General features: G+C 45.6%; 19 protein-coding genes. 18 read left to right on the top strand and 1 reads right to left on the bottom strand.

Annotated features, from left to right (window positions below; genetic code table 11):
* The first annotated feature begins 192 nt into the window (after nt 1-192).
* Nucleotides 193-531, top strand: a complete 339-nt coding sequence (locus AACR11_RS02865; RefSeq protein WP_033001357.1) for a hypothetical protein — start codon at nt 193-195, stop codon at nt 529-531.
* Between the two features lie 71 nt (nt 532-602).
* On the opposite strand, the gene suhB is transcribed toward AACR11_RS02865, so the two are convergent.
* On the bottom strand, nt 603-1406 hold the full coding sequence (gene suhB, locus AACR11_RS02860) for an inositol-1-monophosphatase (RefSeq protein WP_005447724.1): 804 nt from the start codon (nt 1404-1406) through the stop codon (nt 603-605).
* 231 nt (nt 1407-1637) lie between these two features.
* On the opposite strand from suhB, the gene trmJ reads away from it, so the two are divergent.
* The 17 genes from trmJ (at nt 1638) to bamB (ending at nt 17169) form a co-directional block, all read left to right on the top strand.
* Entirely contained in the window at nt 1638-2357 is a 720-nt protein-coding gene (gene trmJ / locus AACR11_RS02855) for a tRNA (cytosine(32)/uridine(32)-2'-O)-methyltransferase TrmJ (RefSeq protein ID WP_009697671.1), read from the top strand.
* 125 nt (nt 2358-2482) lie between these two features.
* The gene (gene iscR, locus AACR11_RS02850) at nt 2483-2989 is read left to right on the top strand and encodes a Fe-S cluster assembly transcriptional regulator IscR (RefSeq protein ID WP_005381720.1); all 507 of its coding nucleotides are present in this window, start codon (nt 2483-2485) and stop codon (nt 2987-2989) included.
* A 28-nt stretch (nt 2990-3017) separates the two neighbouring features.
* Nucleotides 3018-4232 (top strand): IscS subfamily cysteine desulfurase, encoded by a 1215-nt coding sequence (locus AACR11_RS02845; RefSeq protein ID WP_005447719.1) that lies wholly within the window; start codon nt 3018-3020, stop codon nt 4230-4232.
* Between the two features lie 37 nt (nt 4233-4269).
* Nucleotides 4270-4653: a Fe-S cluster assembly scaffold IscU gene (iscU, locus tag AACR11_RS02840; RefSeq protein ID WP_005424883.1), complete on the top strand. Its 384-nt coding sequence runs from the start codon at nt 4270-4272 to the stop codon at nt 4651-4653.
* A 73-nt stretch (nt 4654-4726) separates the two neighbouring features.
* Nucleotides 4727-5050, top strand: a complete 324-nt coding sequence (gene iscA, locus AACR11_RS02835; RefSeq protein WP_005424893.1) for an iron-sulfur cluster assembly protein IscA — start codon at nt 4727-4729, stop codon at nt 5048-5050.
* 55 nt (nt 5051-5105) lie between these two features.
* On the top strand, nt 5106-5621 hold the full coding sequence (gene hscB / locus AACR11_RS02830; protein ID WP_005447715.1) for a co-chaperone HscB: 516 nt from the start codon (nt 5106-5108) through the stop codon (nt 5619-5621).
* Nucleotides 5622-5642: 21 nt separating this feature from the next.
* On the top strand, nt 5643-7496 hold the full coding sequence (hscA, locus tag AACR11_RS02825) for a Fe-S protein assembly chaperone HscA (RefSeq protein ID WP_029789213.1): 1854 nt from the start codon (nt 5643-5645) through the stop codon (nt 7494-7496).
* A gap of 13 nt (nt 7497-7509) precedes the next feature.
* Nucleotides 7510-7848 carry an ISC system 2Fe-2S type ferredoxin gene (fdx, locus tag AACR11_RS02820; protein WP_005424889.1) on the top strand — a complete coding sequence of 113 codons (339 nt, stop codon included), beginning with the start codon at nt 7510-7512 and terminating at the stop codon, nt 7846-7848.
* 44 nt (nt 7849-7892) lie between these two features.
* The gene (gene iscX / locus AACR11_RS02815; RefSeq protein WP_005424887.1) at nt 7893-8087 is read left to right on the top strand and encodes a Fe-S cluster assembly protein IscX; all 195 of its coding nucleotides are present in this window, start codon (nt 7893-7895) and stop codon (nt 8085-8087) included.
* Nucleotides 8088-8259: 172 nt separating this feature from the next.
* A complete protein-coding gene (gene pepB / locus AACR11_RS02810) occupies nt 8260-9558 on the top strand; it encodes an aminopeptidase PepB (RefSeq protein WP_029789212.1) in 1299 nt (432 codons plus the stop codon).
* Between the two features lie 100 nt (nt 9559-9658).
* Nucleotides 9659-10084: a nucleoside-diphosphate kinase gene (gene ndk, locus AACR11_RS02805; protein WP_029789211.1), complete on the top strand. Its 426-nt coding sequence runs from the start codon at nt 9659-9661 to the stop codon at nt 10082-10084.
* A gap of 210 nt (nt 10085-10294) precedes the next feature.
* Entirely contained in the window at nt 10295-11422 is a 1128-nt protein-coding gene (locus tag AACR11_RS02800; protein ID WP_079325528.1) for a bifunctional tRNA (adenosine(37)-C2)-methyltransferase TrmG/ribosomal RNA large subunit methyltransferase RlmN, read from the top strand.
* Between the two features lie 419 nt (nt 11423-11841).
* Nucleotides 11842-12807, top strand: coding sequence for a cytoskeleton protein RodZ (rodZ, locus tag AACR11_RS02795; protein WP_029789210.1), 966 nt, complete (start codon nt 11842-11844; stop codon nt 12805-12807).
* Between the two features lie 5 nt (nt 12808-12812).
* Nucleotides 12813-13931 carry a flavodoxin-dependent (E)-4-hydroxy-3-methylbut-2-enyl-diphosphate synthase gene (ispG, locus tag AACR11_RS02790; RefSeq protein ID WP_005424674.1) on the top strand — a complete coding sequence of 373 codons (1119 nt, stop codon included), beginning with the start codon at nt 12813-12815 and terminating at the stop codon, nt 13929-13931.
* Between the two features lie 55 nt (nt 13932-13986).
* Entirely contained in the window at nt 13987-15255 is a 1269-nt protein-coding gene (hisS, locus tag AACR11_RS02785) for a histidine--tRNA ligase (RefSeq protein WP_005447704.1), read from the top strand.
* A 126-nt stretch (nt 15256-15381) separates the two neighbouring features.
* On the top strand, nt 15382-15996 hold the full coding sequence (locus AACR11_RS02780) for a YfgM family protein (protein ID WP_009697674.1): 615 nt from the start codon (nt 15382-15384) through the stop codon (nt 15994-15996).
* 12 nt (nt 15997-16008) lie between these two features.
* Nucleotides 16009-17169, top strand: coding sequence for an outer membrane protein assembly factor BamB (bamB, locus tag AACR11_RS02775; RefSeq protein WP_005447701.1), 1161 nt, complete (start codon nt 16009-16011; stop codon nt 17167-17169).
* The last annotated feature ends 84 nt before the right edge of the window (nt 17170-17253 follow it).

Below are 17253 nucleotides of genomic sequence, written 5' to 3'. Positions count from 1 at the left end.
CAGTGCGAGTGGGGGCTTTGTAAGTACAGATTTAAGCCGAGTAAAATTGATCAAGCGCTCCGTGAAGCTTGGGTTTAGTTGATGATGCTAAATAGAATTCTACCTATTCCGGTTTTACTCAGTGTTTCAGGGCCCTGCATAGCAAGCCCACTCCACGATACTTACCTTGATATACGCAATAATTTATACAAGATGCAGTATATCGAGGTGGTAGAAGCTATGGCAGGACCAAACCTATCGATTGAAGAGCTAAATAGTATTAAATCTCACCCAATAAAATTTGGTCATCAATTTCCATTTTTATCATCCATCCCATCAAGTTTGGTTACGGAGCTGTCTTACTTTGAAGCATACAGTGAGGATGGAGGCGTTGGGTGTCTTTCCGTTAACGGATTTGGAGATGTATACCAGCCAGTCACGGTTTCGTTGCAGTTTCTAATGAATGAACAAGTATGGAAGGTTAAGCACGTAAAAATAGACCACTTACCTGACTACGACCGTTTCTATAAACAGGCAGATTGTTCGATATAAAAAAGCCCCGCTCAATGAGCGGGGCTATTCAAAAGTCATCAGCGTGACGGGCTTAGTATGACTTCAGAATCTTACTTAAGGATCGCGCTGTTGCCGTTTTCGCGAACGTGCTTAAGGATAGATTTCACGCCACGAGCACTAGAAGCAACAATGTTACCAGACTTCATGTAGTCAGTACCGCCAGCGAAGTCAGTTAGGATTGCGCCAGCTTCACGAGCGATAAGCTCACCTGCAGCCATCTGCCAAGGTTTTAGACCTAGCTCAAAGTAACCATCTACACGACCAGCTGCCACATAACATAGGTCAAGAGCAGAACAACCGCTACGACGGAAGTCAGCACACTCAGTGAATAGAGAACCTACGATCTTGATGTAAGACTCAGAGTGTTGCTTCTGTTTGAATGGGAAACCAGTCGCAAGAACAGTACCGTGTAGGTCTTTAAGTTGAGTAACACGGATACGAGCGTTGTTTAGCTGAGCGCCAGCACCGCGCTGTGCAGTGAATAGCTCGTTTTGCATTGGATCGTATACACAAGCCACTTCAGTTTTACCTTTGAAGCGAACCGCGATAGATACTGCGAAAGTTGGGTAACCTTTTACAAAGTTATTAGTGCCATCCATTGGGTCGATGATCCATTGTACGTCTTTATCTTTACCTTCGATAAGACCAGCTTCTTCAGCAACGATGCAGTGCTCTGGGTAAGAGTGCTTGATAGTATCGATGATGATAGCTTCTGCTTCTTTGTCTACATTAGTAACAAAGTCATTAGTGCCTTTTAGCGTAGATTCAATTTTATCTGTGTTTTCTAATGATTTAGCAATGTGATTGCCTGCCTTTCGCGCAGCGCGAATAGCAATGTTTAGCATTGGATGCATACGAATTTCCCAACGGATGTTAAAGAACAATTTAAAGCGGCGGCGAGTATACCAGAGTCAAACGAAAAGGGAAGTGGTTATTTTTTGTGCGCAAGCAAAACGAGTTGTGACAGCTATGTCGATAGAGAAGAAAACAATTGATGAGAATGCGAATAGAAGCCCGCTTCACTCTAGGGTGTATTAGAAAATTATGATAATATCCCTCGGTTTTAATTCAGGTAGCAAACACAGATGTTGGATCAAGTAAAAATCGTACTCGTCGGAACTTCTCATTCAGGCAACATTGGCTCGGCAGCTCGAGCAATGAAAGTCATGGGTTTAAGCCAACTAGTATTGGTTGATCCGCAATGTGAAGTCGATGATCAAACCCTTGCGCTTGCTGCTGGTGCTGGTGATATTGCTCAAAATGCCACTGTAGTAAGTACGCTTGAAGAAGCCATTGAAGATTGTGGTCTTGTTGTGGGTTCAAGTGCTCGCTCACGTACACTTGAATGGCCAATGCTTGAGCCACGTGAGTGTGGAGAAAAGTTTGCAGTTGAAGGGCAAAAGCACCCAGTCGCATTGGTCTTTGGTCGAGAAAGAACCGGTCTAACGAATGATGAACTGCAAAAGTGTCACTATCATGTTTGCATTCCTGCTAACCCTGAATACAGTTCGCTTAACTTAGCGATGGCCGTCCAAACGTTGAGCTATGAAGTTCGCGTTGCACACCTCAACCTAGAGCAAAGCCAATACGCCCCAAGTGAGCCTGAAGAGTATCCACGTCATAAAGAGCTAGAAATGTTCTTTGAGCACCTTGAAAAGGTGATGGTTGATACCCAATTTATCAACAAAGAACAGCCGGGTCAGGTGATGAACAAGCTGCGTCGTTTGTACTCACGTGCACGACCAGAAGCGCAAGAGTTGAATATTCTGCGCGGTGTTTTGACGGCGATCGAAAAGAAACTCTGAACAAATAATAACCACTTTAGGTGTAAGGATGAATACCTGACTAAAATAGTCAAATAAATACTTGACCGTTTTAGTCAGGTATGGAAAAATCCTAATCATTACAAACCATGTGGATACGGTGTGGTATGAAACTTACATCTAAAGGAAGATATGCGGTGACAGCCATGCTGGATGTGGCACTGCATTCGCAACAAAACCCAGTACCTCTTGCAGATATCTCAGAGCGTCAAGGGATCTCGCTCTCATACTTAGAGCAGCTTTTTTCAAAATTGCGTAAAGCAGGTCTTGTAGCCAGCGTTCGTGGTCCTGGTGGTGGTTACCGACTTGGAGCAGACGCGCACAGCATTGCCATTGGCACTGTGATTGCCGCGGTTGATGAGTCAGTAGACGCAACCAAATGCCAAGGCAAAGGCGATTGCCAGGGTGGTACTCGTTGCTTAACTCACACCCTATGGCGTGACCTGAGCTCTCGTATTAGTGACTTCTTGAATAACATTACGCTCGGTGAGCTAATGACAGACAATGAAGTTTTAGAAATTTCTGATCGTCAGGACATTGATCTGGCGGTAACTCATGGGCTTTCAAACAAAAATACAACCGCCGCGCCCATCGGTGTAAACGTCCGCTCTTAGCGGTCAGCATTTTACATTGGAGTAGAGAATGAAACTGCCGATTTATCTTGATTATTCCGCTACATGTCCAGTAGATCCTCGTGTTGCTGAAAAAATGGTTCAGTACATGACAATGGATGGCACATTTGGCAACCCAGCTTCGCGTTCGCACCGTTACGGCTGGCAGGCAGAAGAAGCTGTAGATACTGCTCGTGAGCAAATTGCTGACCTTCTAAATGCAGATCCTCGCGAAATCGTATTCACATCTGGTGCGACAGAGTCTGACAACCTTGCTATCAAAGGTGCAGCACATTTTTACTCTAAGAAGGGTAAACACGTAATCACTTGTAAAACAGAGCATAAAGCGGTTCTTGACCCATGTCGTCAACTAGAACGCGAAGGCTTTGAAGTGACTTACCTAGAGCCAGAATCAAACGGTCTGATCGATCTAAACAAACTTCAAGCAGCGATGCGAGAAGACACTGTTTTGGTATCAATCATGCACGTTAACAACGAGATTGGTGTAATCCAAGACATCGCTGCAATCGGCGAACTATGTCGTGAACGTAAGATTGTGTTCCACGTGGATGCGGCACAGTCTGCGGGCAAACTGCCAATCGATGTTCAAGAATTGAAAGTTGACCTAATTTCACTGTCTGCGCACAAAGTATACGGTCCTAAAGGCATTGGCGCACTTTACGTACGTCGTAAGCCTCGTATCCGTCTGGAAGCGCAAATGCACGGTGGTGGTCATGAGCGTGGTTTCCGTTCGGGTACACTTCCAACTCACCAAATCGTGGGTATGGGTGAAGCGTTCCGTGTAGCGAAGGAAGACATGCAAAAAGATTACGATCACGCGCTAGCACTTCGTAACCGTCTTTTAGATGGCGTTAAAGATCTAGAAGCAGTAACGGTGAACGGTGATCTTGAACAGCGTGTTCCACACAACCTAAACGTGAGCTTTGCATTCGTAGAAGGTGAATCTCTACTGATGTCACTGAAAGACCTAGCAGTATCTTCTGGTAGTGCTTGTACATCAGCGAGCCTAGAGCCATCTTACGTTCTTCGTGCACTTGGTCTAGACGACGAATTGGCGCACAGCTCAGTACGTTTCTCATTTGGTCGTTTCACGACTGAAGCAGAAATTGATTACGCAATTGAACAAATCCGCGTTGCAGTGACTAAGCTACGCGACATGTCTCCTCTATGGGATATGTACAAGGAAGGGGTTGATCTGAGCACTGTTGAATGGGCTCACCATTAATCTCACGGACTGAATAGAGGATTCGAGGTAATTTATCATGGCATACAGCGAAAAAGTAATTGATCACTACGAGAACCCACGTAACGTTGGTTCGTTCGATAAAGAAGACCCATCAGTAGGCAGCGGCATGGTTGGCGCACCAGCTTGTGGTGACGTAATGAAGCTTCAAATCAAAGTGACGCCAGAAGGCATCATTGAAGACGCGAAATTCAAAACATACGGTTGTGGTAGTGCAATCGCTTCAAGCTCACTAGTAACTGAGTGGGTAAAAGGCAAGTCTATCGACGAAGCGGCATCTATCAAAAACTCTGAGATTGCAGAAGAGCTAGAGCTTCCACCAGTGAAAGTTCACTGCTCAATCCTTGCGGAAGACGCAATCAAAGCAGCGGTTGCTGACTACAAGAAAAAACACCAGGAATAATTATTCCGTATATAATGGGAGCCCTTGAAATGCTCCCATTCCAAAACGTAATTTAGACAGACTAAGGTGCAGTATGGCCATCACAATGACAGAATCAGCGGCAAGTCGCGTAAAAGCATTCCTAGATAACCGAGGTAAAGGTATCGGTTTGCGTCTTGGAGTGAAGACGACAGGCTGTTCCGGCATGGCTTACGTTCTTGAGTTTGTTGATGATCTAAACGAAGAAGATGAAGTTTTTGAACTGTCGGATGTAAAGATCATCATTGATAAGAAAAGCCTAGTATACCTAGACGGTACTGAGCTGGATTACGTTAAGGAAGGGTTGAATGAAGGTTTTGAATTCAACAACCCTAACGCGAAAAGTGAATGTGGTTGTGGTGAAAGCTTCAACGTCTAATTGACTGTCCTTCTGGGCAAGCGAGTCCAGAAGGCTTTACTAGGACCCGATCTTAATGAATCACTTTGAATTATTTGGGCTACCAAGTCAGTTTCAGCTGGATGGTAGCCTTCTTTCTTCTCAGTTCCGAGAACTACAAAAACGCTTCCACCCAGACAACTTTGCGACTGCCTCAGAGCGTGATCGCTTGATGGCTGTTCAAAAAGCAGCGCAAATCAACGATGCGTATCAAATACTTAAGCATCCAATCTCTCGCGCTGAATACATATTGGCAGAAAACGGCACAGAAATTCGTGGTGAGCAACAAACCATGCAAGACCCGATGTTCCTAATGGAACAAATGGAACTGCGTGAAGAACTGGAAGATATTGCTGACAGCTCTGATCCTGAATCAGCGCTTTTTGACTTCGATTCTAAGGTCAGCAAAATGTACAAACAGCATTTGGCGAGTGTAGAACAAGAACTTGACCAAGGTCTTTGGGCGGAAGCTGCAGACCGAGTTCGTAAACTCAAATTCATTGCCAAGCTAAAGAACGAAATTGAACTGGTTGAAGACAAGCTCCTCGGCTAGTTAGCGCGACAAGGACCCATCATGGCATTACTTCAAATCGCAGAACCGGGCCAAAGCTCGGCACCTCATGAGCACAAGTTAGCAGCGGGTATCGACTTAGGTACTACCAACTCTTTGGTTGCGTCTGTTCGCAGCGGTGACGCAAAAACACTGAAAGACGATCAAGGTCGTAGCATTTTGCCTTCTGTGGTGAACTACGCACAGGACTCGGCTTTAGTTGGTTACGAGGCAAAAGCAAAAGCAGAGCAAGAACCAGAAAACACCATTATTTCGGTAAAACGTCTGATTGGTCGCTCACTAAAAGACATTCAAGCTCGCTACCCATCTTTGCCTTACCAATTTAAAGAAAGCGACAACGGTCTGCCTATTTTGCAAACTGCGCAAGGTGACAAGAACCCGATTGAAGTGTCTGCCGATATTCTTAAAGCACTAGGCAAACGTGCAGAAGAGACACTCGGCGGCGAGTTAGCTGGCGTGGTTATTACTGTTCCTGCTTACTTTGATGATGCTCAACGTGCTGGTACAAAAGATGCGGCGAAATTGGCGGGGCTTCATGTGCTACGTCTGCTTAACGAGCCGACAGCTGCAGCGATCGCTTACGGCCTAGACTCTGGTCAAGAGGGCGTGATTGCGGTTTACGATCTAGGTGGCGGTACGTTCGATATCTCCATCCTACGTTTGTCAAAAGGCGTATTTGAAGTATTAGCAACAGGTGGTGATTCTGCGCTAGGCGGTGATGATTTTGACCACCTATTAGCGGATTACCTAATGGAGCAAGCTGGTCTAGAAGCGCCGCTTTCTGCTGAGAAAAACCGTGCACTACTGAACATTGCAACAGCAACTAAGATTGCTTTCTCTGAGCAAGACAGTGTTGATGTTGATGTATTTGGTTGGAAAGGTTCTGTGACTCGCGAGCAGTTCGAAGATCTGATTCGTCCGCTAGTGAAGAAAACCCTGATGTCTTGCCGTCGTGCATTGAAAGATGCGGATGTGGATGCGGAAGACGTACTTGAAGCGGTTATGGTTGGCGGTTCAACTCGCACATTGCTTGTTCGTGAAATGGTAGGCGAATTCTTCGGTCGCACACCACTGACAAGCATTAACCCAGATGAAGTTGTTGCAATCGGCGCGGGTATTCAAGCAGATATCCTAGCGGGTAACAAACCTGACTCTGAGATGCTGCTTCTGGACGTTATTCCTTTATCTCTTGGTATTGAAACCATGGGCGGCTTGGTTGAGAAAATCATTCCACGTAACACCACTATTCCTGTGGCTCGTGCGCAAGAGTTTACGACGTTCAAAGATGGTCAAACGGCAATGAGCGTGCACACCGTACAAGGTGAACGAGAAATGGTGGATGACTGTCGTTCACTGGCTCGTTTCTCATTAAAAGGCATTCCACCGATGGCGGCTGGTGCTGCACACATTCGCGTGACGTACCAAGTGGACGCTGATGGTCTATTGTCTGTCACCGCGATGGAAAAGAGCACGGGTGTTCAAGCTGAAATCCAAGTGAAACCTTCTTACGGTCTAAGCGATGATGAAGTCGCAAACATGCTTCGTGACTCGATGACTTACGCGAAAGAAGATATGCAGGCTCGTGCGTTGGCTGAGCAGCGCGTAGAAGCGGATCGTGTGATTGAAGGCTTGATTGCAGCGATGCAAGCTGATGGTGATGAACTACTATCAGACCAAGAGAAACAAGACCTAGTTAAAGTGATTGAAGCGCTGATTGCACTGCGCAACGGCGAAGATGCAGACGCCATCGAGCAAGGCATCAAAGACACCGACAAAGCAAGCCAAGATTTTGCGTCGCGCCGTATGGATAAATCAATTCGAGCTGCACTGTCAGGTCAGTCAGTTAATGATATATAAGAGATAAGTAGTTATGCCTAAGATTATTGTATTACCGCACGAAGATTTGTGCCCAGAAGGTGCAGTGTTGGAAGCAAACACTGGTGACACTGTTCTAGATGTTGCACTAAAAAACGGTATCGGTATTGAACATGCATGTGAAAAATCATGTGCATGTACAACTTGCCACGTGATCATTCGTGAAGGTTTTGACTCGTTAGAAGAGAGTGAAGAGCTAGAAGATGACATGCTAGATAAAGCATGGGGTCTTGAGCCTGAATCTCGCCTTGGTTGCCAAGCAAAAGTAGCGGATGAAGATTTGGTTGTTGAAATTCCAAAATACACGCTAAACCACGCGTCGGAAGATCACTAATACTATCTCCCCAACATAGGGGCGAAGCAAAAGGAAGATGAGCAATGAAATGGACAGATTCTCGCGATATCGCGATTGAGCTTTGTGACAAGTTTCCCGACTTAGATCCTAAAACCGTACGTTTTACCGATCTTCACCAATGGATCATGGAGTTGGATGAGTTTGACGATGAGCCAAACCATTGTAATGAAAAGATTCTAGAAGCGGTTATCTTGTGCTGGATGGACGAAGCAGACTAATGCTCAATTCGGCGGTAAAACGCAGCAGAGTTAACAATTCTCACTAAAAAAAGCGGACCTTTAGGTCCGTTTTTTTATCAAGTTGACATTTTTACCCTACATAATGCTAACATCCGTTAGTTATTAAAAAAGAAGAGGCGTAGGCAACGCCGTTATAAGACAAGGAGAAACCATGTCTACACAGATGTCTGTATTTCTTAGCCAAGAACCAGCGGCACCACATTGGGGCGACAAAGCACTGCTTTCTTTCGCTGAGAATGGCGCAACCATTCACCTAGGTGAAGGTCACGATCTTGGTGCGATTCAACGTGCAGCGCGTCAACTCGATGGCCAAGGAATTCGTTCAGTTTTACTTGCTGGTGATAACTGGGATTTGGAGAGCGTTTGGGCATTCCACCAAGGTTACCGCAACCCGAAAAAACACGGCACACTAGAATGGGGTGAGCTTTCTGAGCAAGATCAAGCAGAGCTTCACGCTCGCATCACTTCTACGGACTTTACTCGCGATATCATCAACAAAACTGCAGAAGAAGTGGCGCCACGTCAATTGGCAACCATGGCAGCTGAATTCATCAAATCTATCGCGCCACAAGGTACAGTAACGGCTCGTATCGTTAAAGATAAAGATCTGCTTTCTGAAGGTTGGGAAGGTATTTATGCCGTAGGTCGTGGCTCTGAGCGCACATCGGCAATGCTGCAACTTGATTACAACCCAACAGGCGATGAAAACGCACCAGTCTTTGCATGTCTAGTAGGTAAAGGCATCACCTTTGATTCAGGTGGTTACAGCTTGAAGCCATCAAACTTCATGACAGCAATGAAAGCGGATATGGGCGGTTCAGGTACGATTACTGGCGGTCTTGGTCTTGCTATTCTTCGTGGTCTTAATAAGCGTGTAAAGCTTATCCTTTGTTGTGCGGAGAACATGGTCTCTGGTCGCGCACTTAAACTGGGCGACATCATCACTTACAAAAATGGTAAGACCGTTGAGATCATGAATACCGACGCAGAAGGTCGTTTGGTTCTTGCTGATGGTCTTATTTACGCAAGTGAGCAAAACCCTGAACTGATCATTGACTGTGCGACCCTAACGGGCGCAGCGAAGAATGCACTAGGGAACGATTACCATGCATTAATGAGCTTTGATGATGAGCTTTCTCATCAAGCGCTAACGGCGGCAAACCAAGAGAAAGAAGGTCTGTGGCCACTGCCTCTTGCTGATTTTCACCGTGGCATGCTGCCGTCAAACTTTGCTGACCTATCTAACATCAGTTCTGGCGATTACTCACCTGGCGCAAGTACAGCTGCAGCATTCTTGTCTTACTTTGTCGAGGATTACAAGAAAGGTTGGTTGCACTTTGACTGTGCAGGCACGTACCGTAAGTCAGCGTCTGATAAGTGGACTGCAGGCGCAACAGGCATGGGTGTTCGCACACTTGCTCGTTTCTTGAACGAACAAGCAGCAAAATAAGACTTTTACCAGTGCAGACACCCCGTCTGTACTGGTATAACTAAGAGAGACGCAAGTCACTCATATAAAACTATTATTACAAGTACAAAAAGGAAACTTTATGGCTCTAGAAAGAACGTTTTCAATTGTTAAGCCCGACGCTGTAGAACGCAACCTGATTGGTGAAATCTACCACCGTATCGAAAAGGCGGGGCTACGTATCGTTGCTGCAAAAATGGTTCATCTGACAGAAGAACAGGCGAGCGGTTTTTACGCAGAACATGAAGGCAAACCTTTTTTCCCTGCACTGAAAGAGTTCATGACATCTGGTCCTATCATGGTTCAGGTTCTTGAAGGTGAAGGTGCAATCGCACGCTACCGTGAGCTAATGGGCAAAACAAACCCAGAAGAAGCAGCATGTGGCACTATCCGTGCCGATTACGCACTAAGCATGCGCCATAACTCTGTTCATGGTTCGGATAGCCCTGAGTCAGCAGCTCGTGAAATCGAGTACTTCTTCCCAGAGTCAGAGATTTGCCCTCGCTAATCTTGTACTAATTTGCTTCCTAAGCCTCGGATCTTTCCGGGGCTTTTTCTTATCTGTTACTTAGAAAGAATGAATGATAATAATTGGCTAAAATTTAATCATTAAGATTTTAATGCCTTAGCGAAGTCGGGGTCTTACAGCCCTTGTTGTAGCTGCATAAAGGCTGTACAATTCGCGCCCTTATTCTTGTTTCAGTCATTGAGAGGCAACATGACCACTGAAAAAATCAATCTACTCGACTTTGATCGCAAGGGCATGCGTCAATTTTTCGCGGAAGAGCTAGGCGAAAAAGCGTTCCGTGCTGATCAGGTTATGAAGTGGATCTACCATTTCGGTGTTGATGACTTCGATAACATGACGAACATCAACAAGAAACTACGTGAAAAACTGCAGTACAAGTGTGAAATCAAAGCACCAACGGTAGCAGAGGCTCAACATTCTTCAGACGGCACAATTAAGTGGGCGATGAAGGTGGGTGACCAAGACGTAGAAACGGTCTACATCCCAGAAGATGACCGCGCAACATTATGTGTGTCTTCTCAGGTTGGTTGTGCGCTGGAGTGTAAGTTCTGTTCAACCGCTCAACAAGGTTTCAACCGTAACCTAAAAGTATCTGAAATCATTGGTCAGGTATGGCGTGCTGCACGTGAAATCGGCTTACAGAAAGAAACGGGTCGCCGTCCAATCACTAACGTAGTGATGATGGGGATGGGTGAGCCACTTCTTAACATGAAGAACCTTATCCCTGCGCTTGAAATCATGCTTGATGATCTTGGTTTCGGTCTTTCTAAGCGTCGAGTTACCGTATCAACGTCAGGTGTTGTTTCTGGTCTTGATCAGATGACCGGTAAAATTGATGTAGCATTGGCGATTTCTCTTCATGCACCAAACGACAAGCTACGTAGTGAAATCATGCCGATCAACGACCGTTGGGATATCCAAGATTTTCTCGCGTCTGTTCGCCGTTACATCGCGTCTTCAAATGCTAACCGCGGTAAAGTTACGGTAGAGTACGTGTTGCTTGATCATGTGAACGATGACATGGACCACGCACGTGAGTTGGCAGAGCTGATGAAAGATACGCCATGCAAGATCAACCTGATTCCATTTAACCCGTACCCAGGTTCACCTTATAAGAAACCAAGTAACTCACGTATTGACCGTTTCCAAAAAACATTGATGCAATATGACTACACCGTAACGGTTCGTAAAACACGTGGTGATGATATTGATGCTGCGTGTGGTCAGTTAGTCGGTGATGTTATTGACCGTACGAAACGTACCGCAGCTTTAAAAGCAGCACGTGGTGCTGAAACTATCGATGTAAAAGCGGTTTAAGACGCCAAGAATAAAGAAATAGCCAGAGCCTTATGCTCTGGCTATTTTGTTTATTACAAGTGGATTGTCATTTGATGCTGACAGACTGAACGGTGCTAATTTTACTTTGCTGTGTCAATTTTTGGACAAAAGCTTGAGCTATCTGTTAATTTGAGAGCAAAGAGTTTTTGTCTTCGTTAAACATTCGCTTATCATGGTGAGTGAAATATAACTACGACATTGACTATTCTCAGTATTTTTTCCAATACGCTTTGCTGAACCATTGCAAGACGAGCATTCTTACTCTGACTACTGAGAATTTCTAAAAGATTATTTTTGGTTAACGCGTTTAGGCTAGCTATCTTTAAGTGAGGCTTAATTAGAACAAAAACGAAAATAAATAACTGCGTTAGCCACCAAACAGATTAAATACCGCCATTATGACAGAACACGAAAAGACTAATGAAGTGCCGCTTTCTATGGAAGCAGGCACAATACTAAAAAACAAACGCGAATCTTTAGGCATGACTCAGAAGCACGTTGCTGATCGCCTTAGACTTCGCGTTTCTGTTATTGAAGACATTGAAAACAATCGATTTGAAGAACAACAGGTCACGACATTCACGCGTGGCTATTTGCGTTCGTATGCAAAGCTTGTTGGTCTTGATGAAAAGATTGTTTTGGCAGCTTTAGAGCAAACATCTGAAGTTCATGTGAAGCCGCAAGAAACAGAGATGCAAAGCTTCTCTCGTAAAACCAAGCACGAGAAACACAACAGCCGAATTATGTTGCTGACTTGGGCAATCGCGATCGTGATTACCGGTATCTCCGCGGCATGGTGGTGGCAAAACCAACAAGAGAATAGCCTTACACAGTTGAGTTCTGAAACGGCAGAAACAGAACATATTGCCAATGATGCTGATATCGATCAGATGAGCGCAGATGAGCTAATCGCAAGCACTCCAGCTGAAATTGCTCCTGTATCTGCTGCGCCAGCGGTTGTTTCTGAAGCTGATACGACAATGAGCGCGACTGATGAGGGGATGGCTGAGTCAACAGTAATTCCGACAGCTGAAGCTGTTGAGGAAACCGCTCAAGAGCCAGTTGCGGTTATCGAAGATGCTCAAGCGGCAGAAGAGCCAGTAATTCCAGTTATTCCAGAAGGCATGACGTTACTGACTATGAAATTTAAAGCTGATTGCTGGATTCAAGTTAAAGACGCAAACGGCAAAACACTGGTAAGTGGTACTCGCAAACCGGGTCAAGATGTAGAACTTGCCGGAAAAGCACCGTTTAAAGTGATATTAGGCGCACCTGAAGGCGTAACAATGACATTTGCAAGTGAACCTGTCGACCTTTCTGGGTATACTTCAGGCAAAGTAGCTAGATTCACTTTACCGTTATAAATATTATGCAACACGAATCTCCAATTATTCGTCGTAAATCGACGCGTATTTATGTGGGTGATGTGCCAATTGGTGATGGTGCACCAATTGCTGTACAGTCAATGACAAACACTCGCACGACTGATGTGGAAGCCACAGTCGCACAAATCCGAGCATTAGAAAAAGTGGGTGCAGACATTGTACGTGTTTCTGTTCCTACCATGGATGCGGCGGAAGCCTTTAAGCTTATCAAACAGCAAGTGTCAGTGCCGCTCGTTGCGGACATCCACTTCGACTACCGTATTGCACTGAAAGTGGCAGAGTACGGTGTTGACTGTTTGCGCATTAACCCAGGTAACATTGGCAACGAAGAGCGTATTCGTTCGGTTGTTGATTGTGCCCGTGACAAAAACATCCCAATCCGTATTGGCGTCAACGGTGGCTCTTTAGAAAAAGATCTGCAGATGAAATACGGTGAGCCAACGCCAGAAGCATTGGTGGAATCGGCGATGCGTCATGTGGATCATCTAGATCGCCTTAACTTTGACCAGTTCAAAGTTAGTGTGAAAGCGTCGGATGTATTCCTAGCGGTGGATTCATACCGCCTATTGGCAAAGCAGATTGACCAGCCACTACACCTCGGTATCACCGAAGCTGGTGGTGCAAGAGCTGGTGCTGTGAAGTCATCGGTTGGTCTTGGTATGCTTTTAGCTGAAGGCATCGGTGATACGCTACGTATCTCGTTGGCGGCAGATCCGGTAGAAGAGATCAAAGTTGGCTTTGATATTCTTAAGTCTCTGCGTATTCGCTCACGTGGTATCAACTTTATTGCCTGTCCAAGCTGCTCACGTCAGGAATTCGACGTGATTAACACAGTAAACGCATTGGAAGAGCGCCTAGAAGACATCATCACACCTATGGATGTGTCTATCATCGGCTGTGTCGTAAACGGCCCAGGTGAAGCTGAGGTTTCACACCTAGGTCTGGCAGGCAGCAACAAGAAGAGCGCATTCTACGAAGACGGCAAACGTCAGAAAGAGCGTTTTGACAACGATGATCTAGTGAATCAGCTAGAAGCGAAAATCCGTGCGAAAGCATCTGTATTAGATCAAGCTAACCGCATCGATATCAAACAAGAAGATTAATCTCATAACTTGAGCACACTAAGTGTGCTCGGGTTACTAAGCGACGGTAATAATTGTGGCAAAGAAAATCCAAGCAATCCGAGGCATGAACGATTGCCTTCCAACTCAGTCTCCGCTGTGGCAAAAACTTGAAAACGCAGTAAAAAGTACTGTGAGCGCATACGGCTATAACGAAGTGCGCATGCCAATCGTTGAAGAAACAAACCTATTCAGCCGTGCGGTTGGTGAAGAGACTGATGTCGTTTCAAAAGAAATGTACACTTTTGATGATCGTAACGGAGACAGCCTAACACTTCGCCCTGAAGGTACGGCGGGTTGTGTGCGTGCATGTATTCAAAACAGTCTGATCAACCGTGACGAACAGCGTCTGTGGTACATGGGACCTATGTTCCGCCATGAGCGTCCGCAGAAAGGTCGTTACCGTCAATTCCACCAGTGTGGTGTTGAGGTGTTCGGTCTAAATGGTCCAGATGTTGATGCTGAGCTTATCATGATGACTGCACGTCTATGGCGTGAGCTGGGAATCAATGAGCATGTTCGTCTTGAGCTTAACTCTATCGGTTCTCAAGAAGATCGCGCAGACTACCGCACGGCACTGGTTGCATTCCTTGAGCAACATATCGACGTGCTAGACGAAGATTGTAAGCGTCGCATGCACACGAACCCACTGCGAGTTCTGGATACGAAGAACCCTGATGTTCAGGCTATTTTAGGTGATGCACCTCGCCTTTCTGAGTACTTAGGTGAAGAATCTAAAGCACACTTCGCAGGTCTATGTGAACTTTTAGACGCTGCAGGTATCGAATACACAGTTAACGAGCGTCTAGTTCGTGGTCTGGATTACTACAACCGCACGGTATTTGAATGGATCACTGAGAGCCTAGGTGCTCAAGGTACAGTATGTGGCGGTGGTCGTTACGATGGTCTTGTAGAACAATTGGGTGGCAGTGCAACACCAGCCGTTGGCTTTGCTATGGGTCTAGAGCGCCTTGTACTGATGCTAGAAACGCTAGAGCTAACAGACGTTCGTCGCAGTGTAGATGTTTACGTTGTGACAGCAGGCGAAGGCACAATGATGGTTGGTATGAAGCTAGCAGAACAGCTTCGTGAAGCTATTCCAGGCGTTCGTGTGATGAGTCACTTCGGTGGTGGTAACTTCAAGAAACAGTTTAAGCGCGCAGATAAAGTCGGTGCTGTAGTAGCATTGGTTCTGGGCGAAAACGAAGTTGCAGAAAACACCGTAGTACTAAAAGACTTGGTGGGTGGTGAGCAAGAGACTTACAACCAAACAGAAGTTGCTGAGAAGATCGCAGCACTGATTTAAGTCTTTTAATAAGCTAAAGATTAAAATCCTAATTCGTAATAGTAAGGCTCCCAAGATAGGAGCCTTTCGACGAAATAGGAACAATGGCAGCCTCGCTGTCATTTACATGTTTTAAGAGGACAGGAAGTGGAACTTTACGATACTGAAGAACAACAAGTTGAAGCCATTAAAGACTGGTGGAAGGAAAACGGCAAAGCCGTCATCATCGGTGCGGTTGTTGGTTTAGGTGGTCTATTTGGCTGGCGTTACTACCAGGATTCTGTGATTCAGGCGAGTGAAGCAGCTTCTCAAAGCTACACAACAGTAATGAACGCCCTGCAAACCAAAGGTGCAGACGCACAAGCAGATATTCAAGCGTTCATCGACTCAAACAAAGTTAAAGAATACTCAGTACTTGCTGCGCTTCAGTTAGCAAAAGTACAAGTAGATGCCAAAGATCTTTCAGCTGCACTTGAGCAACTTAAGTGGGCTCAAAGCAACACTAAAGATGCCGCGCTAACTCCACTTATCAGCTACCGTATTGCGCGTATTGAAGCAGAAATGGGCAACTTTGACGCTGCAAATGCAGAACTAGGCAAAGTAACTGACGCTGCATGGACGGGTCGTATTGCAGAACTTCGTGGTGATATCGCTCTTCGTCAAGGTGACAAAGAGGCAGCATACACGGCATACACTGAAGCTCAACAAGCTGCAGATGCTAGCCCTGCACTACAAATGAAATTGGACGACCTGGCGAAATAAGGACCGCATTGGATGAAAAGAGTCTTTAAGAAAGCCTTGTTAGGGGCATTAACAGTGGGAATTCTGGCTGGTTGTGCTGGCGAGGAAGATACCATTGTCATGGCTCCATTGCCTCAGGTAGACAGTCAGTTTACGCCAAGTGCGGAATGGTCAACGTCGATTGGTGATGGCGTAGGTCATTATTTCTCGAAGCTGTCTCCTGTTGTTGCTAACGACACATTGTTTGTTGCAAGTCGTGATGGTCTAGTCAAAGCATTAGATCCAGAAAACGGTAAGCTCAAATGGCAAACTGATCTAGAAGAAGATGTGATTGCACGCCTTTCTGGTGGTATCACAGCTGCGTATGAACACCTTTACATTGGTTCTGAAAATGGTGAAGTGATTGCACTTGACCAAGAAACCGGTGATATCATCTGGCGTATCGAAGTAGGTGGTGAGGTGTTAGCGAAACCCGTCGCTGACTCTGGTTTGATCATTGTAAATACTAGCCGAGGCACTTTGATTGCTTTGGATGAAAGTACTGGTGAGCAACGCTGGGCGCTGAGCACAGAAGTTCCAAACCTAACGCTGCGTGGCGATAGCACGCCAACGGCTATTGGTGGTGGTGTATTCTGGGGGACAGCAAACGGTCGACTAGCTGCGGCAATTGTTGAACGTGGTCAATTGATCTGGCAACAACCAGTAGGTACTCCAAAAGGTGCTACGGAAATCGATCGTCTTGTAGACGTTGATTCTTCACCGATTGTACTGGGCGGCACTCTTTTCACTGTTGGTTACAACGGTCAACTTATTGCAATCGACTTACGTTCTGCAAATCCAATTTGGAAGCGTAACTACTCGTCAGCAACTGATATTGCTACAGACGGTAGCCGTATCTTCGTGATCACAGAAAAAGATCACGTAGTTGCAGTAGATGCACGCAGCGGTACAGAGCTTTGGGAAAACAGCAAGTTGGAATACCGCCAGCTTACTGCCCCAGTGATTGTTGATAACTATCTAGTGGTAGGCGACACATTAGGTTACCTACACTGGATGGATCGTTCGACTGGCGAATTCGTTGCACAACAATATGTCGATGACAGTGGTTTTGCTGTTGGTCCGACACTATTGTCTGATGGTTACGTGATTACAACTCGCAATGGCGATGTAAAGAAACTAACCATCAACGAATAATATCGTGATATAATTCACATTCGGCTCCTGGCTGGTAACAGTTAGGAGCCGTTTTGTTGTTTGAAATTTTTATTTATTAACCGT

Source organism: Vibrio sp. L85 (assembly GCF_963871815.1).
GTDB classification, from domain to species: Bacteria; Pseudomonadota; Gammaproteobacteria; order Enterobacterales; family Vibrionaceae; genus Vibrio; species Vibrio harveyi.
The sequence above is the reverse complement of the archived record's forward strand: the minus strand, read 5'-3'. Positions and strand labels throughout refer to the sequence as shown.